The 23,535-nt window shown below is 46.5% G+C and carries 23 protein-coding genes; 4 read left to right on the plus strand and 19 right to left on the minus strand.

Annotation, left to right across the window (positions count from 1 at the left end):
- Positions 1-132 precede the first annotated feature (132 nt).
- Together SDE_RS13490 and SDE_RS13495 are read right to left on the minus strand one after the other, a co-directional pair.
- Positions 133-1,203 (minus strand): AI-2E family transporter, encoded by a 1,071-nt coding sequence (locus tag SDE_RS13490; protein WP_011469051.1) that lies wholly within the window; start codon positions 1,201-1,203, stop codon positions 133-135.
- Positions 1,200-1,457, minus strand: coding sequence for a sulfurtransferase TusA family protein (locus SDE_RS13495; RefSeq protein ID WP_011469052.1), 258 nt, complete (start codon positions 1,455-1,457; stop codon positions 1,200-1,202). The genes SDE_RS13490 and SDE_RS13495 overlap by 4 nt, the downstream gene beginning before the upstream one ends.
- Before the next feature lie 258 nt (positions 1,458-1,715).
- Between SDE_RS13495 and SDE_RS13500 the strand changes: the two genes are divergently transcribed.
- The gene (locus tag SDE_RS13500; RefSeq protein ID WP_011469053.1) at positions 1,716-3,227 is read left to right on the plus strand and encodes a M48 family metalloprotease; all 1,512 of its coding nucleotides are present in this window, start codon (positions 1,716-1,718) and stop codon (positions 3,225-3,227) included.
- A 51-nt stretch (positions 3,228-3,278) separates the two neighbouring features.
- On the opposite strand, the gene SDE_RS13505 is transcribed toward SDE_RS13500, so the two are convergent.
- Positions 3,279-5,447 carry an EAL domain-containing protein gene (locus SDE_RS13505; protein WP_011469054.1) on the minus strand — a complete coding sequence of 723 codons (2,169 nt, stop codon included), beginning with the start codon at positions 5,445-5,447 and terminating at the stop codon, positions 3,279-3,281.
- 373 nt (positions 5,448-5,820) lie between these two features.
- Here SDE_RS13505 and SDE_RS13510 point away from each other — a divergent pair, with 373 nt between their 5' ends.
- Positions 5,821-6,642 (plus strand): UDP-2,3-diacylglucosamine diphosphatase, encoded by an 822-nt coding sequence (locus SDE_RS13510; RefSeq protein WP_216065763.1) that lies wholly within the window; start codon positions 5,821-5,823, stop codon positions 6,640-6,642.
- Positions 6,643-6,656: 14 nt separating this feature from the next.
- On the opposite strand, the gene SDE_RS13515 is transcribed toward SDE_RS13510, so the two are convergent.
- A complete protein-coding gene (locus SDE_RS13515; protein WP_011469056.1) occupies positions 6,657-7,553 on the minus strand; it encodes an ion transporter in 897 nt (298 codons plus the stop codon).
- A gap of 101 nt (positions 7,554-7,654) precedes the next feature.
- Here SDE_RS13515 and yciH point away from each other — a divergent pair, with 101 nt between their 5' ends.
- Both yciH and SDE_RS13525 read left to right on the plus strand, forming a co-directional pair.
- A complete protein-coding gene (gene yciH, locus SDE_RS13520; protein WP_011469057.1) occupies positions 7,655-7,978 on the plus strand; it encodes a stress response translation initiation inhibitor YciH in 324 nt (107 codons plus the stop codon).
- Positions 7,979-8,076: 98 nt separating this feature from the next.
- Positions 8,077-8,607, plus strand: coding sequence for a hypothetical protein (locus SDE_RS13525; RefSeq protein WP_011469058.1), 531 nt, complete (start codon positions 8,077-8,079; stop codon positions 8,605-8,607).
- Between the two features lie 109 nt (positions 8,608-8,716).
- Here SDE_RS13525 and SDE_RS13530 read toward each other — a convergent pair whose 3' ends face one another.
- The 15 genes from SDE_RS13530 to tsf form a co-directional block, all read right to left on the minus strand.
- Complete coding sequence (locus SDE_RS13530; RefSeq protein ID WP_011469059.1) at positions 8,717-9,268, minus strand: PilZ domain-containing protein; 552 nt, start codon at positions 9,266-9,268, stop codon at positions 8,717-8,719.
- Positions 9,269-9,524: 256 nt separating this feature from the next.
- Positions 9,525-10,124 carry a ribonuclease HII gene (rnhB, locus tag SDE_RS13535; RefSeq protein ID WP_011469060.1) on the minus strand — a complete coding sequence of 200 codons (600 nt, stop codon included), beginning with the start codon at positions 10,122-10,124 and terminating at the stop codon, positions 9,525-9,527.
- 30 nt (positions 10,125-10,154) lie between these two features.
- On the minus strand, positions 10,155-11,321 hold the full coding sequence (gene lpxB, locus SDE_RS13540) for a lipid-A-disaccharide synthase (protein ID WP_011469061.1): 1,167 nt from the start codon (positions 11,319-11,321) through the stop codon (positions 10,155-10,157).
- Between the two features lie 21 nt (positions 11,322-11,342).
- On the minus strand, positions 11,343-12,119 hold the full coding sequence (gene lpxA, locus SDE_RS13545) for an acyl-ACP--UDP-N-acetylglucosamine O-acyltransferase (RefSeq protein ID WP_011469062.1): 777 nt from the start codon (positions 12,117-12,119) through the stop codon (positions 11,343-11,345).
- A 25-nt stretch (positions 12,120-12,144) separates the two neighbouring features.
- Entirely contained in the window at positions 12,145-12,582 is a 438-nt protein-coding gene (gene fabZ / locus SDE_RS13550) for a 3-hydroxyacyl-ACP dehydratase FabZ (RefSeq protein ID WP_011469063.1), read from the minus strand.
- 30 nt (positions 12,583-12,612) lie between these two features.
- Positions 12,613-13,638, minus strand: coding sequence for a UDP-3-O-(3-hydroxymyristoyl)glucosamine N-acyltransferase (lpxD, locus tag SDE_RS13555; protein WP_011469064.1), 1,026 nt, complete (start codon positions 13,636-13,638; stop codon positions 12,613-12,615).
- Between the two features lie 28 nt (positions 13,639-13,666).
- Entirely contained in the window at positions 13,667-14,173 is a 507-nt protein-coding gene (locus SDE_RS13560) for an OmpH family outer membrane protein (RefSeq protein WP_011469065.1), read from the minus strand.
- A gap of 51 nt (positions 14,174-14,224) precedes the next feature.
- Positions 14,225-16,915 carry an outer membrane protein assembly factor BamA gene (gene bamA / locus SDE_RS13565; RefSeq protein ID WP_011469066.1) on the minus strand — a complete coding sequence of 897 codons (2,691 nt, stop codon included), beginning with the start codon at positions 16,913-16,915 and terminating at the stop codon, positions 14,225-14,227.
- A gap of 65 nt (positions 16,916-16,980) precedes the next feature.
- Entirely contained in the window at positions 16,981-18,381 is a 1,401-nt protein-coding gene (rseP, locus tag SDE_RS13570; protein ID WP_011469067.1) for an RIP metalloprotease RseP, read from the minus strand.
- 31 nt (positions 18,382-18,412) lie between these two features.
- Positions 18,413-19,591 (minus strand): 1-deoxy-D-xylulose-5-phosphate reductoisomerase, encoded by a 1,179-nt coding sequence (gene ispC / locus SDE_RS13575; RefSeq protein ID WP_011469068.1) that lies wholly within the window; start codon positions 19,589-19,591, stop codon positions 18,413-18,415.
- A 4-nt stretch (positions 19,592-19,595) separates the two neighbouring features.
- Complete coding sequence (locus SDE_RS13580; protein WP_011469069.1) at positions 19,596-20,420, minus strand: phosphatidate cytidylyltransferase; 825 nt, start codon at positions 20,418-20,420, stop codon at positions 19,596-19,598.
- Entirely contained in the window at positions 20,413-21,162 is a 750-nt protein-coding gene (uppS, locus tag SDE_RS13585; protein ID WP_011469070.1) for a polyprenyl diphosphate synthase, read from the minus strand. The genes SDE_RS13580 and uppS overlap by 8 nt, the downstream gene beginning before the upstream one ends.
- Positions 21,163-21,177: 15 nt before the next feature.
- Positions 21,178-21,735 carry a ribosome recycling factor gene (gene frr, locus SDE_RS13590; RefSeq protein ID WP_041325775.1) on the minus strand — a complete coding sequence of 186 codons (558 nt, stop codon included), beginning with the start codon at positions 21,733-21,735 and terminating at the stop codon, positions 21,178-21,180.
- Positions 21,736-21,740: 5 nt separating this feature from the next.
- The gene (gene pyrH / locus SDE_RS13595) at positions 21,741-22,484 is read right to left on the minus strand and encodes a UMP kinase (RefSeq protein WP_011469072.1); all 744 of its coding nucleotides are present in this window, start codon (positions 22,482-22,484) and stop codon (positions 21,741-21,743) included.
- A 121-nt stretch (positions 22,485-22,605) separates the two neighbouring features.
- Positions 22,606-23,478 carry a translation elongation factor Ts gene (tsf, locus tag SDE_RS13600; RefSeq protein ID WP_011469073.1) on the minus strand — a complete coding sequence of 291 codons (873 nt, stop codon included), beginning with the start codon at positions 23,476-23,478 and terminating at the stop codon, positions 22,606-22,608.
- Between the last annotated feature and the right edge of the window lie 57 nt (positions 23,479-23,535).

The following is a 23,535-nucleotide window of genomic DNA, read 5'->3' on the forward strand; positions in this document are numbered from 1 at the left end:
ACGATTCTACACACATGAGTAAGACATTTCCAGTCGCCAATTTAGCTGCAGTGCAGCATTGGCGCGGCCTGCGGCTAAATGGTGCGAATTAACGTGAACGCACCACCAACTGCCAATGCCACTAACGTTACCCTATACGTTACCCGCAATAGGCGAGCCTTTAGTCGGCCACGCATTTAAAATGGCCTTGCACAGAGTTGCAAGCGGAATTGCAAAAAACACACCCCAAAAGCCCCAGAAACCGCCAAAAACCAACACGGAAAGGATAATCATAACCGGATGCATCTTCACCGCTTCAGAAAACAATAGCGGCACAAGCACGTTGCCATCTAATGCTTGGATAATGGTGTAAGCAATCATGATGTACAAAAATTCTGTACCCCAGCCAAATTGGAAAAAACCAATAGCCGCCACAGGCAGCGTTACAATAGCCGCGCCTATATAAGGTACAAGCACCGAAAACCCTACCGCGATACCTAAAAGTAGCGCATATCGCAGACCTAGCAAGCTAAACGTTAAGCTGCTCACCCCACCTACAATAACAATTTCAATTACCTTGCCGCGTACGTAGTTGGCTATTTGTTGGTTCATTTCTCGCCAAATCTTTTGCATTACTGGGCGCTCACGCGGTAACACACTCGCAACCCAACCCAGCATTTGCTGGCCATCTTTTAAAAAGAAGAACACTAATATAGGCACCAATACCAAATAGATAAGTGCAGCAACAATAATAGGCAGCTGGGCCAGCGAAAAAGAAACCGCCGTTTGGCCTGCTTGCGCGAGATCTGTTCGCAGAGCGCCCATTAACTGTTTTACTTGATCCTCGGTTATAAGCGCAGGGTATTCTTGAGGCAGCAATAAGAGTAATGACTGGCCGTCTTTTAACATGCGCGGAGCCTCTGCAAACAAGTTAAGCACCTGCTGCCACAGCGCTGGCAAGAGGTAAATAAGCATCACTACCAGCGAACCGGCCAAAATCAGAAAGGCAATACTTACCGCAACAATGTGGCTAACCCCCCAAGTTTTTAACCGAGCCACAATACCCTGCATTAAAAAGGCGATAATTACCGCGGCAATCATAGGAGCAAGCACCACGCCCATGGTTACGATAATGATAACGCTCGCGACCAATAGCACTGCCACCAGAACAGCTTCTTCGTCAGCGAAATAGCGTTCGAGCCAACGTTTAAATACGGTAATCATGGCGATTTACTCTCTCCTTTTTCTAACACATAGGTTAATTCGTTATCAGACTTTTGAAAATAAAGAAGACTGTGCTCTGAAAGCTTTACAAACGCGTGAAAGTCGCGCTCGCTTCCGGGGTCGGAGGCAATTAATTTTACCGTTTGGCCGGCACTCAATCTATTTAAGGCCTGCTTTGCTTTAAGTAACGGCATAGGGCAAGCGAGGCCTCTAGCATCTACTGTTAGGTCACATTGCGGAAGAGTATTAGACACGTTTATTTACGATTGATTTTGACGTTTATTCACAGCTAGTTCAGACTAGCCAACTCAATATAACAACAAGCTTACAATTGCTGTAAAAACCATGTGAGATAAGCCCTGTAACTGTGGCCATCAATGCCACAACTGAACTAAGCTTACAGACACAAGTCGAAGTTACAGCCATAAAACAATGTTATTGTCTTATTTTTAGGCAACACCGCTAACTTTGCGCGCGCCAACAATAGCATATTAAATAGGGTAATTCTGAAATTGTTTAGCCGTTTAGTTCTAAATCACACTCATCAACGCAAGCAACTATTTAAGGGCTTAGGTATTAAATGCTTAGGTGCTTTTATTAAATGCTCGGGCACCTTCGCTGTAACGCTTGCGCTTGCCCTACCCAGCCAGGCTGCTGACCTGCCTCTTCCCGACTTAGGCTCAGCCGGCTCGGGCGTGATTACTCCTGCTCAAGAATATGAGCTTGGCCAAAAATGGCTGCGTATTTATCGCGCGCAGGTGCCCACTACCAACGACCCGTTTGTGCTCTCGTACACAGAAAAGCTCATTTATGGGATCTCCCGCTACAGCGATCTCACCGACTCGAGATTAAGCATTTTAGTGGTAGAGAACCCCTCCTTAAACGCATTTGCTGTACCCGGTGGCGTGGTGGGTATTCATACCGGCCTTTTTAATTACGCCGAAAACGAACAGCAGTTCTCTTCGGTAATTGCCCACGAATTGGCGCACCTTAGCCAGCGTCACTATGCCCGTAAGGTAGAAGAGCAACAGCAAAACACTATGATTACTCTCGCTGCGCTATTGGCCAGTGTCATTGTGGCCGCCACCACTGATGGCGACGCAGGTATCGCTGCAATTTCGGCCACTCAAGCCGCTGCGATAGATGCCCAACTGCGTTTTAGCCGCGGCATGGAACAAGAAGCAGATCGCATTGGCATGGAAACCCTAGTACGCGCAGGTATGGACCCCTACGCAATGCCGGCCATGTTTGAGCAAATTTTAAAATCTACCCGCTATTCACGCAGGCCCCCAGAATTTTTACTTACCCACCCTGTTACCGAATCGCGTATTTCGGATTCGCGCAACCGCGCGCAGCAGTACCCGAAAAAGTTTTACGAAAAAAGCACCGAGTACGAGCTTGTTAAAATTCGCGTTAGCCTAAACAACACCAATAATTATGGGGAAGATGTTCGCCGCTTTGAAAATGAATTGCGAGGTAACCGTTTCAGCAAACTGGCCGCACAGTATGGCTTGGTGTTATCGCTTACCCGTGCGGGTAAAACCGAGCGCGCGCTTACTTTAGCAGAAGAGTTGGTGGCCGCAGAGCCAGAGAACATTTATTTCACCGTCGCGCGTGCAGATGTATATGCCGAAAAAGGCGATTTCGAAACAGCAGTAAAAGCGCTGCAAGAAAAACTAAAAACCCACCCTAATCACCATGCACTTAACGTGCGCCTAGCCGAAGTGCTAATGAAAGCCGGACGCTACAACGAGTGCGCAGAGCTGCTGAATCGCCATGTGCAACGCCGCCCCAATGACGACTATGTGTGGTATTTACTCGCAGAGGTACAAGGTTTAACAGGTAACATTTTACAAGTGCACTTAGCTCGCGCAGAGTACTTTGCTTTAAACGGCATTTTTTCTAAGTCGGAAATACAGCTGCGTCACGCGCTTAAACGCGTGAAGGATGATGAGCATCAAAAAGCTAAAATTGAAGAGCGCTTAAAAGAAGTAAGGCAGTTAGAAAGGGAGACTCTTCTTTAAAAATCAAACAATCTTCGGCGCTTGGTAAATGAGCCGCTTTCTACATAATTACTAAGACTGATAATCTGCAAGCCAAGCGCCAACACTTTCAATTGGCATTGGCTTCGCTATGTAATAGCCTTGCACGCTATCACACTCCAAACTATTTAAACGATCGTATACCTCTAGGGTTTCCACTCCTTCCGCTACAACATCTAAACCTAAGTTGTGCGCTAAATGAATAGTGGACTTAACAATAATTTCATCTTGCTCACTTTCGAGCATATTCATAATAAACGAACCATCAATTTTTAAGGTTTTGACGGGTAATCGTTTTAAGTACGCTAGCGAAGAATAACCTGTACCAAAATCATCTATCGACAAGCGCACACCTAGTTTATTTATACGCTCTAATATGCGGCTAGCACGATTGGGGTCGGACATTAACATACTTTCTGTAATTTCCATTTCCAACATTCCACCGCGCACATTGTACTTTTTAAGCAGCACTTCCAAGTCGTTAACAATGCGATCATCCGCTAAATTGCGCGGCGATAAGTTCATCGCTAGAGTTAAATCCAACCCCGCATCTCGCCACATGGCGCACTGCTTAATTGTTTGTTCCAGCACCCATAATGTCATGGGGTATATCCAACTGGATAACTCCACCATAGGCACAAAATCGCTTGGGGGGATAAAACCCAGCTCTGGGTGAATCCAACGAATTAGCGCTTCAAACCCATAAACTCTGTGTGTTTTTAAGTCCACTTTTGGTTGGTAAAAAAGCACCAACTGCTCTTCGCGGATTGCCCTGCCCAAAGCCCCTGTAACCGTTAACCGCTTAGCAGAATTCGGATCGTATTCGGCATCGTAAATAGATACGGCCTTCATATTGTTTTTTGCGTGATACATAGCCACATCGGCATAGCGCATCAACGTGCTTACATCTTCGGCTTGGTCTGGGCAAATAACCACACCGATACTCGATTGCAGCTCGGTGCTGAAGGTATCCAAATCAAAGCGCTCGGCAATCGCATCGGCAAACCTGTGCGCGGTAACTACCGCATGCTGCCGATTGCGAATATTGGATAGTAAAATAGCAAATTCATCGCCCCCCAATCGCGCAACCATACCCGGGGTGTCGCCAAGCTCAACCTCTAAACGCGGGCCTAACTGCTTTAGCACTTTATCGCCAGCTTGATGGCCAAGGGTGTCGTTAATCTCTTTAAATCTATCTAAATCGACTAGCAACAGGGCAACTTTTTGATTTTGGCTGCGATTGGATAGTACGCGCTCTAATTCTTTGTATAACAAGTTACGATTCGGCAGGGAGGTGAGCGTATCATGGTTTGCGAGATATCGCATTCGATCCAAATAGCGCCGTTGGTCTGTCACATCGCGTGTAGAGCCCCATGCGCGCATCAGCTTACCGTTCTCTATCACGCCCGTCGCACTTGATAACATGTACCCCAGTTCGCCAAACTTATCTATACGCGTAAACTCGTGGTCTTCAACACGGTAGTTGTTGAGTACAAAACGCCGTATATCCTCTTTGTTGGACATGGAACCATTAAGGTAAATGGGCCGACCAACCACACTGGTTATATCGGATACACCGTATATACGCGCCATTTTTTCATTGCACTCTGTTAGTAGTGCCCGGCGCATAATTAAATCTACCTGCTGATTAACGGGTAGCGAGATATCGACAGGTGGCACAAGCTCATAGGCCCAAATAGCATCTGCACTACTGGCGATGAAAGCCCTATGGCGCGATTCACTATCGCGCAGCGCGCGTAAACTGTCTTCTTGATGGGTAATGTCTGTAAGCGTAAGAAAAACACCTACTGGGGAGTGAGCATGTTTACTCGCGGGGGCAATATCAACGCAGTAACAGCGCATTTGCCCTTCAACAAAAATATTTTCAACTGAGCCACGCTTTGCTAAGCCGCTTCGAACTACGTATAGAATATCGCGCTGGCACGCACTGGCATCTTGCCAGCCACAATCAAGCTCCATCACATTTTTGCCAACGGGATTTTCACCGTTACACAATTTTAATGCGAGACTATTTGCCAGCTGAATCACACCCCAGCGATCTAATAAGAACACCATCCCGGACATGGCATCTAGAATCCCTGCCAGATCGAAATAACTATCCTTTGCCGAGCTATCATTCGCTTGCTTGTTAGTGGGGAGCTGACCAATCACCCCTGTTGTGCTTGAAAACACAGTCGCCATAAACGCTCACAATAGTTAATACATTGTTGCGACCGAACCAGACCGCGATAACAGATGCGCAAAACGAATAGCCAACATAGGCGACATATCTTCTGCCCTGCCAGCTAATCGATGTGTACATTATTAATGTGCTTAATGGAGTATAGACAAGGATAACGACCGCGTTGGGTGACTTAAGTATGGATGCTGCCAAATCAAAGCTTATGGCGCCAATATTTGGCGTTATTTACCGCTTCTGCTTCACCAACTTTTAACCAAACTGTCACAAACCGGTCACACGCCTAGCTAACACTAGAGCAACTCAATATCTAAGTGGTTTGTAACCATGTACCTAGACACCTACGCGACGCAGAAGACGGCCAAGGAACTTAGCTTGAAATACCGCACTTTATTTATCTCCGATGTACATTTAGGCACCAAAGACTGCAAAGCTGACGCACTTAACGACTTTTTAAAGCACTACTCCTGTGATCAGCTGTACTTAGTGGGGGATATTTTTGACGGCTGGAAAATGCGCTCTGGCGTCTTTTGGCACAAACACTTCAATAAAGTGATTCGCCGTATTTTAAAACTCGCCAAAAATGGAACCCCTATCTACTACATTACGGGCAACCATGACGAATTCTTGCGCAAGTACGCCAACATGCAATTCGACAACATACAACTGCATAATCGGTTTACCCACGTAACCGCGCAAAATAAGCGCTTTCTAATTATTCATGGCGACCAATTTGAAAGCGTAACCCGCTGCAGCAAAGCGTTAAAATATATAGGCGACAAGGGCTACGACATACTGATGCAAATTAACCGTCTATCCAACCGCATACGCGCGCGCTACGGTTATGGGTATTGGTCATTCGCGGCCTTTTTAAAAACGCATATAAAACGCGCCAAAGAATACATACACGACTACGAAGTCGCAGTAGCCCATGGCGCCAAACGACAGGGGTTTGATGGTGTAGTGTGTGGCCACATACACCAAGCTGCGAACAAAACAATTGAAGGTATTAGCTATTTAAATACCGGAGACTGGGTGGAATCGTGTACCGCCATTGCTGAAGATTATGACGGTAATTTTCACCTAATAGACTGGTTAAACCACCCTAAAAACATCGAGAAGCAAGCGCGGCGTCAATCCAAACTATACGGCACTCGCCCGCGTCAAAAAGAGCTGTCCCTTACTGAGGCAGACTAAACCACTGCCCCACTCTACAGCCGCCCGCGCGGTATGGGTTCGGGCTTATCGGCTATCGATTCCAAAACACTGCCACAGTGCTTGCAGTGTTTGGCATCGCGCTCATGGCCCAGCTTTTCACAACTATTGCAGCGCGCAAACTGTCTTTCGCGGGTCATTTCTTGGAACAATTCCGCTGTAAGAATACCCGTGGGTACCGCAAGAATAGAATAGCCAGTAAGCATAGCCGCCGAGGCGATAACCTGCCCCAGTGTTGTTTGTGGCGTTATATCACCGTAGCCCACGGTGGTAATGGTAACAATCGTCCAGTAGATGCTTCTAGGAATACTGGTAAACCCATGCTCCGGCCCCTCTACCACAAACATTAAGGCACCAAATACGGTTGATAGTACAAGCACGGTTATAAAGAATACGAAGATTTTACGCCTTGCCATTGCCATAGAGCGAATTAGCACGTTTGCCTCAGACAAATAACGCACCAGCTTTAGTATGCGAAATACACGCAACACACGCAGCAACCGAACAATAAGTAAGAAGTTCGCACCGGGAATAAACAAACTTAAATAACTAGGCAGCACCGAGATTAAATCGATAATGCCGTAAAAACTGGTGAGATAACGGCGAATATTAGGCGTGCAGTAAATACGAACAAGGTACTCAAGAGTGAAAATTACCGTAAACATCCACTCCAAACCGAATAACAACCATTTAAACTGACTTCTTATCGCCTCTACTGAATCGAGCATTAGCACCAGCACGCTTAGCAAAATCATATAGATAAGCACTAAATCAAACCCTTTACCTGCGGGTGTATCTGTGCCAAAAATCACTTCGTAAAGGTATTCACGATTAATTAGCTTTTTAAAGCCTGTAAGTGTATTTGGGCTGTTCTCAGGTGATTTATCCGACATTCAGGGTCCTTACACTCGTTCGCACTATTGTTATGGTGGTATTGGCATTAAAATGACCGCCGCAGTATATCAATTCAAACACCAACACGCTTGGAGCAACTATGGCATCTAACAGCAAACTCGTCTATTCCACCGACAGCGGCAGAATAAAAGAGGATAAGCCACAGCAAGCAGCGCCGACAGGGGACGGCATTGTAAGAATTAAACGCGAAACCAAAGGCCGCAAGGGCAAGGGCGTAACCCTTGTAGAAGGCTTAATGCTGCCAGAAGCCGAGCTGAAAGCCCTCTCTAAAAAACTTAAACAGCTATGTGGCACAGGCGGCACACTAAAAAACTTTACTGTGGAAATCCAGGGTGACCACCGCGAAAAACTACAGACCTATTTAAAAGAGCAAGGCTTTACAGTGAAATTAGCAGGAGGCTAATGAAGCCGTCAAAAAATGGCCCATTTGTTGCAATTTCTATTACATCAGAAAAAACCAACCCAATTTAGCCAATTTTTTGACCTTTAGAGGCTTCATCTATGGACGCTAGTTACCTTTGGACACTGCTCGATACCGCCATAAAGCTAGCTTTAGGCGCATCTATCGCAATATCCTGCGTTTACGTCAATAAAAAACTGCGAGACAAGTCAACCAAGCGCAACCCCATTCAACACCGCGTCAATTTACTGGAGGATATCTCCTCGAGTGTGGGGCATGTAAACCATAGTTTCGCCAAATATTCGTCACTGGTTATCGAATCAACCCGTTTTGGCAAACGCTGGCCCCCCGCCCGCAAACAAGAGCTTGACCGTATTAACGCTGAGCTTGTTAAGGAGTTTGAAAAACTATCCGACGCCGAAGCCAAATTACTCATGCTTGGAGAAAAGAGTATGGAGCGCACCCTGCGCCTTTACGCTGCGCGTATCGCACTCTTTCGCAAGCAGGTATACATTGGCAGACAAGACATTAGCGAACAGGAAATTGCAGATTTAAAATCTGGCATTATGCAGCTGCGCGAGCAGTTTTATGAGCTGCTTAGCAAACGCTACGACAAGCTACTTGCCGCTTAATTCGACGCGTCGCGTAGAGTGAACACAAAAAAACCTACTCTTTAGTAGGTTTTTTTGTAATTTTTGCAAATGGATAACATCACTAATACACAGAACACATTCTCATGCATCAGCTTGGGAAATCCGCCGCGAACTTTTCAACCCACTCTTTTGCAGCTTCTTCGCTGGTTAAATCGCGGTTTTCTACCCGTAACACTTCTGCACGATAATGCTCGATATGGCAAATCTGCTCAACCATGCGCACTGAAAACTGCGTAGTAGAATCGGTAAACTGTACACCTACTGAGTACTTCTGCCCTTCAGGTCGGCACCAAGCGATGATACCATCAGCGCCAAAGCCCTGATTTTCGACTGGAATTTCAATGTGTATTGGCATGCCCGTTTTAAGTGGACAATCGGCGCTAAAACATAGCCCGCCTAAGCTTACATCTTTCAGCCTAGGGCGCGGGCTAGCCTCTGCATCAAACGTTTCAACAGAGAATGCAATCGGAATATCGGACGGATGACGTATATATCGACGCATCAGCGAATCCTCATCACCCAATAAATTTGTTACCCATGAGTTATAAACTTTCAACCAAGGGTCAACAAACAACCCAAGGGTAGAAATTGCTGGGTTGGCCAGAGAATCAAAAGTGGTTACTCGTGATTTTGCGTCCATATCGCACCTCTTTAAAGAGTTATGTGCCAATACCATTGCCTCATCATGAGAACACACTTCACCTCATGCTCTAAGAGCGTATAAAAAATTGCCCTTAAATTAGGTATAGCACAACTTTCACATTGTGTTTTACGTGTCAAACATTCCTGCCGATGACTTTGCGAGTAAAAGTTAAGAAATATGACACATCACACACTACATATATAAGTAATGCAAAACGCATTCCGACAAAATATGAACAGGACGTACAGAAAAATTAAAAAAGATTCATCTGCTCGATGGCCGCACGAACCGGTGCGAAAGATTTGCGATGAATGATTGTTGGCCCTAGGCGTTTAAGTGCATCCATATGTACTTTAGTGGGGTAGCCTTTATGCCCCGCCAGCCCGTAACCTGGGTATTTTTCGTCAAGTGCCACCATTTCTCTATCTCGCGTTACTTTCGCTAAAATAGATGCAGCGCTAATTTCCTCTACGAGACTATCCCCTTTTACGACGGCTTCGGCGGAATATGTCCACTTTGGCAATTTATTGCCATCCACATAAATATACTGCGGTTGAATGTTTAATCCCTCAACAGCGCGCTTCATGGCAAGCAAACTCGCATGCAAAATATTCAGCTCGTCAATTTCCTCGACACTCGCGCGGGCAATACAAAAACTTACCGCCCGCTCTTGAATAACATCAAATAACGCATCGCGTTTTTTCTCGGTTATTTTTTTTGAATCGGCCAAGCCCTCTATGCCGTGGTCTTCCCCTAAAATAACCGCAGCGGCAACTACATCCCCAGCCAAGGGGCCGCGCCCTACTTCATCGACGCCAGCAACAAACTGACGCGCCATACAATATTCAAACATAAAGACCTTATTTAATGATAACGGGGAATATTAACGCGCTATATCGCGCTTAGCCGCAAGCATGTCTACAATACCTTGCGCTGCGGTTTCGCTTGCATCTCGGCGCAATTGCAGGTGAATAGCATTAAACTGCTCGATGAGTTGCTGCGTTGTTTTTTCGCTGTCTAAATATACGTTTAGGGCCGCACTTAACTGGCTCGGCGTAGCATTATGCTGCAGTAACTCTGGTACCAACTCTTTATCAGCCAGTAAGTTTGGCAACCCTACAAACTTACTTTTCACTAATTTACTCAGCAGCCAATATGAGAAAGCTGCCATATGGTAAGCAATTACCATAGGGCGCTTAAGCAACATAGCCTCTAAAGTGGCAGTGCCAGATGCAATTAAAATAGCATCTGCCGCGAGCATAGCATCGTGACTTTGCCCGTGCAGTAAAGTAACCGGCAATTCTGAGTAGCGCTTTAGCACTTCTGAGATTTGAGAATGGCGTGCATCGTTAGCGGCAGGAATAATAATACGTAAATTAGGCCGACCAGCAAAAGATTGCTGAGCGGCCAACAGGAAACGCTCACACAAGTGCTCAACTTCACCACCGCGACTACCTGGCAATAGCGCCACCCAGCGTTCGTTATTTTCGGCACTTAAGCCCAATCGCTCTCTTGCGCCTGTTTTTTCATTTTCGAGTGGAATAGTATCGGCGAGCGGGTGACCAACAAACAGGTTGGGAATGTTTTGCTCATTAAAAAAGGACGACTCGAATGGAAAGAGCGTTAGCATCAAATCCACGGCTTTCGCGATCTTTTTTAACCTCCCCCTGCGCCATGCCCACACCGAAGGCGAAACATAATGTACAACTGGCACACCAGCTTCGCGCAAATTCACTTCTAAATTTAAATTAAAATCTGGCGCATCAATGCCAATAAACACATCAGGCGGGTTGGTTAAATAGCGCTGGCGTAAAGACTTACGAATACCAAGTAACTCGGGCAGCCGTTTTAATGGCTCAACAAAGCCCATTACAGCGAGACGATCCATTTGGTACAGGGAATTAAAACCGAGGGCGAGCATTTTGGGGCCGCCAATACCTTCGAATTCACAATCGGGGTAGCGTTTTTTTAGAGCAGCCATTAAGCCTGCCCCCAAAATATCGCCGGAAGCCTCACCGACAACAATGGCAACTCGTTTTAGTGAGGACATAACAATGCCTGTATAAAGATGTTAGCGCACTATCCCGCGCTTAGAGGCACGCAAAGAAGCAATAAGCGTTACGATTGCCGCACAGTCTTGCGCTAATGGGGTAAGTTCTTCTATTGCAGCCTCAAGGGTAAGGCCACGGCGGTAAATCAATTTAAACGATTTATTAAGCTTGGCAATATCATCTTTGCTGAAGCCTCGACGCTTCAGCCCTTCCATATTAATACTGCGTGCAGCTGCAGGCGCGCCAGCTACCATCATAAATGCAGGAATATCTTTGCCTACGGCGCTACCCATACCGGTAAAGCTGTAAGCACCAATGCGGCTAAATTGATGTACTAGGGTAAAACCGCCCAAAATCGCGTAGTCGTCGACAATAACGTGGCCGGCAAGGGCTGCGTTGTTCACCAAAATACAGTGGTTGCCAACAACACTATCGTGCCCCACGTGCACATAGGCCATAAGTAAGTTGTTATTACCTATGCGTGTCTCGCCGCGATCTTGCACCGTGCCTCGATGCAGCGTAACGCCCTCACGAATAATATTGTTATCGCCAATAATTAGTTTGGTTGGTTCGCCCTTATACTTTAGATCTGGTGTCGCTTCACCAACAGATGAAAACTGATAGATGTGGTTATTACAGCCTATTTGAGTAGGCCCTTTCAAAACCACATGGGATTCAATTACCGAGCCTGCGCCAATTTCCACCCCTTCGCCAATGTAAGTCCAAGGGCCAACTTTTACATCGTCAGCTAATTTAGCTGCCGGATCAACAATAGCGGTAGGATGGATGAAGGTCATAAAATTAATTACACACTAACGTAAATTAAATACTGCGGTCGGCACACATGATAGTAGCGCTAGTTACCAGTTGATCATCAACAGTAGCAACACACTCGAACTTCCAAATACCACGCTTATCGGATATTTTTTTGCAGTTAAAAAACACGCGATCGCCAGGAATGACTTGGCGCTTAAAGCGCACGTTATCAATACCAGCAAACAAATAGATAGAACCATCATCAGGGGTTTTATCCATGGTTTTGAAACCCAACACGCCACAGGCCTGTGCCATGGCTTCTATTAGCATCACCCCAGGAAACACGGGGTAATTGGGGAAGTGGCCCTGAAAAACCTCTTCGTTAATAGTAATGTTTTTATAGGCCAAGATGTAATCACCTTCTACCAGCTCAACAACTCGATCTATTAACAAGAACGGGTAACGGTGTGGAAGGTATTTACGAATTTGTACTGAATCCATCATGTAATGACGCCCCAAAAATAATAAAAGTAATCAGTCTTTTTGCGCTTTTTGTAGCGCTTTAATTTTTTCTACCCATTCATCTAGCTGTCCATAACGCACAGCATTGCGACGCCATTTACTCACCTCTTGCATAGGAGGTGCAGATGCATAAGCACCAGACTCTTTAACACCTTTAGTTACAATGGTGCCGCCGTGAAAGTGTGTGTTATCTGCGATGGTTATATGGCCATTAATGGCGACCATTCCCGCTACTGTACAGTTTTTGCCTATAACGGCACTGCCAGCAATACCCACACAACCGGCGATTGCAGAGCCTGCGCCAATTTTTACATTGTGAGCAATATGAACGAGGTTATCGATAATAACCCCATCTTCAATAATCGTGTCGTCTAGCGCACCGCGATCAATTGAGGTGTTTGAGCCAATCTCCACGTTGTTACCAATAACAACGCCACCCAATTGGTGAATTTTAACCCAGCCCTCGGCGCTTGGCGCAAAACCAAACCCATCAGACCCGATAACAGTGCCACTATGAATTAATACTTTGTTACCTAGCTCTACGCCAGCATAGAGCGTTACGTTTGCATGCAGTAAACAATTGTTACCCAGTTTTGTATCGGCACCCACAAAACACCCTGCACCTAATTGCGTGCCACCACCAATAACAGCGCCTGCTTCAATTACACAGTTGGGGCCAATATAAGCATCGGCAGCTACCGTTGCGTCAGCATCGACTGTAGCAGATGGATGTACACCTTGCTTTTTAGCGAGCCTAAAATTAAATAGCTCGCTCAACTTTGCGTAACAAAGGTAAGGGTTTTTAACAATTAGCTTGTTGCCGTTAAACTTTTCGGCAGAATCCTGCGCCAGCAGCATAATACCTGCTTGGCTAGTGGCTAACGCTTTTTCATATTTACTGTTCGCCAAAAAGGAAAGCGCGTTTTTACCCGCGCTTTCCAAAGGAGCAATACACTCAACAGTATAATTTGCATCGCCAACCATTTGCGCATCCAAGTGGTCGGCAAGCTGAGCCAAGGTAAACTTACAATTGCTCACATTTATCCTCTATGTAAATAGAAGCTAATTATTTAGCTTTGTTTAAAGCATCTACAACCTTACGGGTGATATCTGCATTTTCACTCGCGTAAAAAGCCGCTTGCTTGCTAAGAATAATATCAATACCTTCAGACTCGATAAGCTTGTTTAGCACGCCTTCAAGCTTAGGTTGCAATTCACGAATAATACTTTCGTTAGCCGCTTTGCGCTCTGCCTGTATTTTTTGATAAGCCAACTGCAAATCTGCTTTTATGTACTCTTCTTTTTTGCGGTGATTAGCAACTTGCTCTGCGCCCCAAGTCATACCTTTTGTTTCTGCTTCTTTACCAAGCGCTGTTAAGTCGGCACTTAGTGTTTCGTATTGTGCAACCACTTTAGAAAACTCTGGGTTAGCTTGTAATGCTTCAAAACGGCTTTTTGCAAAGTCGGTAGCAAGCATAGCTATTTGATGATCCAACACAACAACCTTGCCAGCAGCTGCAAAAGGAGCCACTACGGTTAAACATAATGCGATTACAATCTTGCCAAACTTCATAATTAAATCTCTCAACGTTTGTTTATTTATGTATTTGATACGTTATTAAAATTAAAACCCGCTACCAAAAGAGAACTGAAACACTTCTCTCGAATCGAATTCATTTTCATGCAGCGCCTTAGCCACGCTGAATGTCATTGGCCCAAAACCCGATATCCACGTAAAGCCAATACCAGCTGACGAGCTCAGTTTTTCAAAATCGACGTTGCTACAACCAATTTGCTCAGATCCACAATCCGTTGAAAATACGTTACCTGCGTCAACAAACGCTACTAACTGCATAGAGCGAGTATCTTCAATAAATGGGATTGGCAACAATAACTCAGTTGTAAACTCGGTAAGTACATTACCACCAATTGCGTTTTCTCTGGTGTTAATAAACCCGCCAGAAGTGGAGCTGTACATTAATTTGCCTGGCTCACAGTAGGTGGCATTGTCACACAAAATATAGGTGCTGTTATAGCCCACGTATTCATTAAAGAATTCATCTTCGTCGTAAATACCGTTGCCGTTGGTATCTACATAAGTGGGGTCATCCTTTTGGCCATTACGATTTAAATCGATCCAACCACTGTGCGTGGTGGAGTAGCCTCTTGGCGGTGTACCTTTAGGACCAAGTGTGGAGCGTTCGAAACCGCGTACTGAACCAAAACCACCCGCGTAGAAGTTCTCGAAAAACGGGAGATGCTCCATCTTGCCATAACCATCCCCGTAACCCAAGGTGGTCTTAAAGCGCAAAGTAAAGAAGCGTGACAGAGGTACAAACGCTTGAGCCTCGTAGTTAAACTTATAGTATTGCAGGTCGCTACCAGGAATGGTTGCCTCTACCGAGAAGCGCTGCGAACTACCACGTGTTGCAAGCACACCGCGGTTAAGGGTCATACGAGTCCAGTTAAAATTAACCGTACCACTCAAGAATTGATCGCCGTATTTATTGATAAAGCCCTCGTCTACATCGAGTAGCATATCTTGCTCTACAGGCCTGCTATCTAGCAAATATTCAACAGGTATACCGTTTTCATCCAATAAACCTGAAGCAATATATTGGCTGTAATCGGTTTGTGTAATATACGAGGCATCACTACCAGAGCGCAGCACAGGGCTGGTTAGAATCTCTGCTGCTGCACGACTACCCGCAGTAACCGACTGGTGATCGATACCCACGCCAAAGCCAATACGCTCAATTTCAGAAATAGGATAACCAAAGTTTAAATTACCGCCGAACGAATCCGTGGCGTATTCTGCAACCCGTAAGCGGCTGTAATCTCGCGTGCGATAGAATGCCGAGAAACCACGGCTCACACCGTCTGGGGTAAAGTACGGGTCGTTATAACCAAAGTTATAGATCGTTTGGTAAGTGTTTTTATTAATACCAAAGTTAACTTGTTTACCTGTACCCAACCAGTTGTTTTCTTGAATATTTAACGCAAGGTTTAAACCGGTGTACTGCGCATAGCCGATACTCGCTTGAATTTGACCTGAAGGTTGCTCCTCCACAGTAAACTCAACATCGATTAAATCGTCGGTGCCTGGCACATCTTTGTTTTCTACGGTTACTTCTTTAAAGAAGCCCAAACGCTCTAAACGAACTTTTGACTGTTCAATGCGCGCGTTAGAAGCCGATGCACCTTCGTGTTGACGCATTTCGCGGCGCAACACTTCGTCGCTCGATTTGGTGTTACCGCGGAACTCTACACGACGCACATACACGCGCTTGCCGGGGTCGATCAAGAAGTTAACAACAACGGTATTATCTTCTGGGTTCTTTTCTGGAATACCTTCTACTGTAGCGTTGGTATAACCGGCGTTACCAAGTAGGGTTTTTATGTACTCTGCGGTATCCGTCATTAAAATTTGCGAGAAGGTTTCACCTTTGCGCAACAAGATTAATCGGCGCACACGCTCTTCTGGCAATATTGGGTCACCAGCAATATCGAGATCTTTAACGGTATATACACCACCCTCTTTAATATTTAGGGTGATATACACTGACTCTTTATCTGGGCTTACAGACACTTGGCTCGACAGCACTTTAAAATCTAAGTAACCGCGATCTAAGTAAAAGGATTCTAATTTCTCAATGTCGCCGCTTAGCTTTTCGCGCGAATATTGATCGGCCTTAGAGAAGAACTTCCACCAAACACTTTCACGCAACTCGAAAGCATTAAAAAGCTCCTCATCACTAAATATTTCGTTACCAACGATATTAAAGTGAAGAATGCTGGCCGCTTTGCCCTCATCGACTTCAACTTTAATGGCCACCATATTGTTGGCTAAATCTTCAACTACTGCTTCTACATTGGCACTGTAACGCGATTGACCAATGTATTGACGCTCTAGCTCGCGAGTAATTTGCTGCAACATGTGGCGCTGCAAAATTTCGCCTTCGGCAATACCGTTTTCGGTCATTACCTCTTCGAGCTGCTCGGTTTTAATTGCTTTGTTACCGTCGAACTCTATCGACTTAATCGCTGGGCGTTCTTGCAAAATAACAACAAGGTCGTTGCCGTCGCGTGCTACTTGCACGTTGGTAAAATAGCCCGTAGCAAATATAGAGCGGATAACTTCGCGCACATCTTCGGAATCGATGCTATCGCCCACCCTAACAGGCATAGCGGCAAACACGGGGCTAGCGGATACGCGCTGTAACCCCTCTAATCGGATATCGGTAACGGTGAAATTCACCGCATAAGACGACACTGACAAAGTTAACAATGTCAAAACTACAAGAATCTGCTTCATATTATATTTGGAGTTCAACCAGAAAATCCGCTTGTTGTTGTTCTATTAATTGCGCTTGTTAGTAACTACAAACGCACCAAATCATTATAAAAGGCCACCACCATCAAACACAGAACCATAGCCAGCCCTGCCTGATAGCCTAATGCCTGAACTCGTTCAGATAACGGGCTACCTTTCACCCACTCGATAAGCCCGAACAAGATATGCCCACCATCTAATACTGGAACGGGCAATAAATTGAGTACACCAAGGTAAACGCTAATCATTGCGAGGAAGCTAACAAATGCCCAGCTACCCGCCTTCGCGGAATCGCCGGCAACTTTAGCAATGCCTATCGGTCCACTCAAGTTTTTAGTGGAGATTTCACCTAAAATGAGCTTCTTTATGGAAAGCAAGACAAAATCGACTGTTTCCCATGTTTTTTGCACGCCTCGAACAAATGCTTCACCGGGGCCGTATTCTATTCTGCGGTAAGAGCCTTTGTAGTTAGTGGTTACTCCAACACCTATGCGCCCCACCGTTTTACCATCTTCGCTGGTTTCTTGTGCCGGGGTGACTTTTAGCGCAATGATTTCACCAGCACGCTCTACTTCAACCTCAAGCTCCTGATTAGGGCGCTCGGATATATAAGTGGTCCACTTGCGGCTGCTTCCCATAGGAATGCCATCGGTAGCGACAACAATATCACCCGCTTCGAAGCCCGCATCAAATGCAGGCTTACCCTCTGTCACCTCGCTAATGACAGCAGGCGGCTGATAAAAAACAATACCTATACCTTCAATTGGGTCCGGCTGTTCCGCATCGCGCAGCCATTCATGAAGCTGCCCTTGAGATTCGTATTGCAAGGTGGAATCTGGGTAGCTTACGGTAAAAGTAATTGGCCCAGTTTCACCTAAGCGCGAAATAAGATGATGCAAAACCGCTTCTGTTGAAGGTGTGGGCTCGCCATCTATCGCAAGAATTTCTTGCCCTGCCTCCAAGCCTGCCAGCGCTGCGACAGAATTGGGCTTCACTTCACCAACCACGGGAAACATCTGAAACTCGCCGCGCACAGCTACGATTAGCCAGAACAGCAGTATGGCGAAAATAAAATTGGCGAGGGGGCCAGCAAAAGCAATTAAAATACGCTGCCACGGCTTTTTACTTGAAAACGCGTAGGGGCGCTCGGCTTCATCTACTTCGCCTTCACGCTCATCGAGCATTTTTACGTAGCCACCCAATGGGATGGCAGACAAGGCAAACTCGGTACCTTTTTTATCGGTCCAGGTTAACAGTCTCGGCCCAAACCCAATAGAGAATCGTAGAACCTTTACGCCACAACGTCTGGCCACGTAGAAATGGCCGTATTCATGGATAGCAACCAAAATACTAATTGCTATTAAGAACCACAGAAGCGTACTCAAACTAGATACCACGTAATTGTTCCAAATACATTCCAAAGTAAGCACATACTGTACAAGAATCACTCATCCTTACACGCATGGCGTTAACACAAACTTAATAACCAAATTTCGCGGCTACACTATAAGCCAGCTTGCGCGCTATTGCGTCGGCTTCTTTGACCGCAGCGATTGTATCAGGTTCACAAGTTTCCCAATCTTCTAATACTGCAGCAATAATTGCCGCAATATCTGTAAATTTGATTTTTTCTTCTAAAAACAAGGCTACCGCCACTTCATTGGCAGCATTCAATGCTACAGGGTACGTTCCACCACTTTTAATGGCGCTAGTGGCCAAGGCAAGCGCGGGAAAGCGCTGGTAATCGGGGCGGCAAAAATCTAACCCCTGTAACGCAAAGAAATCTAACGACGCCACCCCAGAATCTATTCTGCGAGGCCAATCTAAACAATGCGCAATGGGCGTGCGCATATCGGGGTTCCCCATCTGCGCAAGCACCGACCCATCTACATATTGCACCATCGAATGGATAATACTTTGCGGGTGAACAACTATCTCTATTTGCTCTGGGGTTGCGTCGAATAACCAGCAGGCTTCTATAAACTCCAACCCTTTATTCATCATGGTGGCAGAGTCGACAGATATCTTTCGCCCCATAGACCAATTAGGGTGTGCGCATGCTTGGTCTGGCGTTTTAGCACTTAAATCGGCAAGTGGCGTGTCGCGAAACGGACCGCCGGAGCCGGTGAGTAATATTTTTTGCACGCCCGCATCCGCTAACGACGTATACGGCTGCGGTAAGCACTGAAAAATCGCGTTGTGCTCGCTATCTATTGGTAAAACCAATGCGGAAGCGGCCTTAGCTGCTTGCATAAACAGCTTGCCGCTCATCACTAAACTTTCTTTATTGGCCAGCAGCACACGCTTACCCGCCTCTACAGCAGCCAAGGTTGGCGCCAAACCCGCGGCGCCTACTATGGCGGCCATCACGGAATCTACTTGGACTGCGGAGGCTACATCGCACAGCGCCTGCTCACCAGCAAGCACTTCCGTTGTACAATTTAGCGACTCGATACGCTGCTTCAACGGTAAATACAGCGCTTCATCCCGAATAACAGCATATTGCGGCGAAAACTTTAGGCACTGCTCTACCAGCAAGTCGATACTGGAATTCGCTGTAAGCGCATACACAGAAAATTTGTCTGGATGGGAAGCGAGCACATCAAGTGTGCTTATACCTATAGAGCCGGTTGAGCCGAGAACACAAATCTGCTGCATGGACTTATAAGCCCCAGCCGGCCGAGAGATAGGCAAGAGTGAAAACAGGTACTGCGGCCACCAAGCCATCGATGCGATCCAACACACCGCCGTGGCCGGGTAACAACTGGCTGCTGTCCTTGATACCAGTGTGGCGCTTTAGCATGCTTTCGAGCAAATCACCCACGACAGAGATCATGGCCGATGGCAAGATGACTACAATAGGAACCCACCAATAAGGTGCGCCAGCAACAAAGAAAACGATTAACGCAAAAACCACAGATGCGCACAAACCACCCCAAACGCCCTCCCAGGATTTACCAGGGCTAACATTCACAGCCAGCTTGCGCTTACCAAAGGCTCGACCACTAAAATAAGCGCCAATATCGGCGGCGGCAACAGCCAGCACGACAATCAAAATTAGCCATGCGCCAGAAGTTTGCGAGCGCAGGTATAAACAGCCTAACCACGCAGGCACTATGACCAACCACCCCATAAGCATACGCAGAGGCGGAGCACGCCATAACACTGCGCTCGACGGGTAACCCTGAATCCACAGCAGCGCTACCGCCCACCATACACACGCCCCAACTAGCAGCGTTTGCAGCAGCTCGGTATCGCCCTGCCAATGGGTGAAATAAGACAGTACGGCACCTAATATTCCCGTACTTAATGCGTAAGCAACTCTTCCTAACGCAGAGGTCACTCCCGCCAGTGGAGCCCATTCCCACGCGCCCACCAAAAACACGCCAGCCGCCAACACTGCAAATGCCTGCCAAGGAAGAAACACTAAAACGGAAGCAAAGACAGACACCATAATGATGGCGGTAATAACGCGTTGTTTAAGCACGAGCAGCCTCTTGTTTTAATTGATCGGAGGTTTTGCCGAATCGGCGCTGGCGACGATGAAAGTCTGCTACAGCTTCATCTAGCGCATCTTTGCCGAAATCTGGCCATAGCAAATCGCTAAAATACAACTCGGCGTAGGCTGCTTGCCACAGTAAAAAGTTACTAATACGCAACTCGCCACCGGTGCGAATAAGCAAATCTAAAGGGGGGAGGCCCGCGGTTTGAATATGATTAGACAGCGCATGCTCATCAATTTGCTCGGGGGTGATATCACCGCGAACAGCCGCCTCAGCCAACTGACGAGCGGAGTTGGCGATATCCCAGCAACCACCGTAATCGGCCGCAATAACCAATGTTGCATCACCGTCTGAGGCTGTCGACTCTGCCTCTTCTATAGCGCGCAACAAACTTTTAGAGAAACGGCTGCGATTGCCGATAACCCGCAACGCTACGCCTTCTTCGGCCAGTTTGCGCGCTTCTTTTTTAAGGTAGCTATAAAACAAACCCATTAAGGCTTCAACCTCAATGGGTGGACGGCGCCAGTTCTCGCTACTAAAAGCAAACAGTGTGAGAACTTCGACGCCCTGAGCACGACACGCGGCTAGTACATCGCGAATGCGCTCCACCCCAGCCTTATGACCGGCAATGCCTTGCTTACCTTCACGTTTTGCCCAGCGATTGTTGCCATCCATAATGATGGCAACATGGCGCAAACGACTTTCTTCTATATCACTGTTATCCATGTAATTTCTCTAGGATCAAATCTCCATTAGATCCTTTTCTTTGGCGCTAAGCGCTTTATCTACTTCAGCTACGTACTTATTAGTAATTTGTTGAATCTCGTCCGCTGCTCTGCGCTCGTCGTCTTCGCTAATTTCTTTGTCTTTCACTAGCGCCTTCACTTCTGCCAAGGCATCGCGACGAACATTTCGAATAGAAACACGGGCAGATTCTGCTTCTGCACGAGCACGCTTGATGTAGCCTTTGCGCGTTTCTTCAGTAAGCATAGGCATTGGCACACGTATCAAATCGCCTGTGGTTACTGGGTTTAAGCCTAGGTCAGACTTCATAATTGCCTTTTCAATTTCAGGCACTATGTTTTTTTCCCAAGGGCTAATAGACAAAGTACGCGCATCCAATACCGTCACGTTAGCAACCTGGCTTAAAGGCGTGGCGCTTCCGTAGTAGGACACCATCACCCCATCTAAAATGCTTGGGTGCGCACGGCCAGTACGAATTTTGTTAAAGTGAGTGCCTAGCGCCTCAATGGCACGAGACATACGTTCTTCTGAATCACTTTTAATATCATCTATCATTGTCATTAAGCCTCTTCAGTTTCTTTACCCTGAATCAAAGTGCCTTCATCACCGCCAACAACGATGTTTAGAAGCGCACCCTGTTTATCCATTTGGAATACACGCACTGGCATATTGTGATCTTGACACAAACAAATTGCCGTCAAGTCCATTACGCCCAACTGTTCGGTTAGCACTTTCTCGTAGGTGAGTTTTGAGTAACGAACGGCGGTGGGATCTTTCATAGGGTCGGCGGAATAAACGCCGTCTACTTTGGTCGCCTTCAAAACCAATTCCGCATTCACTTCTATGCCACGCAGGCACGCGGCAGAATCGGTAGTAAAGAATGGATTGCCGGTACCGGCAGAAAAAATAACAACTTCGCCGTTGTCTAGCAGGCGAAGCGCCTTGCGGCGGTCGTACTGATCGGTAACGCCGTGCATCGGAATAGCAGACATTACCGTAGAAGAAATGTTAGAGCGCTCAAGCGCATCGCGCATTGCCAGCGCATTCATTACCGTAGCCAGCATACCCATATGGTCACCGGTCACGCGATCTAGCCCTGCTCGACTTAGCGCAGCACCTCTAAACAGGTTACCACCACCTATAACCAAGCCTACCTGAACCCCAATCCCTACTAACTGCCCAATTTCTAGGGCCATTTTATCTAATACTTTAGGGTCTATACCGAACCCTTCATCGCCCATTAACTGCTCGCCACTGAGCTTGAGGAGAATACGTTTATACTTTCGATCGGGGGTGTTTGGCATCGACTAACTCCATTGTGAGGCAAGTTGGTAAAAATTCGCGAAAGTGTAACAGCAAAAAGGCGGGAGATGTATCCCGCCTTTTTGCAAGGTGCGTCAATTAAGACGCTGAAACTAGCGTAACTTACGCCTTAGAAGCAGCAACTTGAGCAGCAACTTCTGCCGCGAAGTCTTCTTCTACTTTTTCAATGCCTTCACCTACTTCAAAACGCACGAAGCCAACAACTTCAGCGCCAGCGTCTTTCGCTAGCTTGCCAACAGTTACTTCAGGGTTTTTAACGAAAGGCTGATCTACCAAGCTGTTCTCTTTCAAGAACTTGTTGATACGGCCTACCATCATTTTATCAACGATCTCAGCAGGCTTGCCTTCCATATCTGGTTGAGCCTTGATGATTTCTTTCTCTTTCTCTACAACTTCTGCAGGCATGTCGGCAGAGTTAACCACTTGAGGGTTAACAGCAGCAACGTGCATAGCGATGTCGCGAGCCAACTCAACATCACCAGCAGTCAACTGAGTTAACACTGCAATGCGGTTGTTAGAGTGAAGATAAGCACCAACAACGCCTGAACCAGCTTCGATAAGCTGAACGCGACGAACGCCAATGTTCTCACCAATTTTTTGAACCAATGCTTGACGAGTTGATTCAATTTCATCGCCAGCCAAAGCCGCTACATCAGTAGCTTTAGTGTCGAAAGCTTTGTTTACAACGGTATCAACAAACGCCAAGAAACCCGCGTCGCGTGCAACGAAGTCAGTCTCCGAGTTAACTTCAACCATTACGCCGTAGCTGCCATCTTCTGCAACCTTAACCGCAACAACACCTTCAGCAGCAGTACGATCTGCTTTTTTAGCTGCTTTAAGGCCAGAAGCTTTACGCAAATTCTCAATCGCAACGTCGATATCACCATCGGTTTCAACCAATGCTTTTTTACATTCCATCATGCCCAAGCCAGTACGCTCGCGCAGTTCTTTTACCAAAGAAGCAGACACTGCCATTTTGTTTGCCCTCTATTCAAGGTTAAATTTTAGAAACTGAAAAAGGGGCATGGCCCC

This window comes from Saccharophagus degradans 2-40 (assembly GCF_000013665.1).
Taxonomy (GTDB): domain Bacteria; phylum Pseudomonadota; class Gammaproteobacteria; order Pseudomonadales; family Cellvibrionaceae; genus Saccharophagus; species Saccharophagus degradans.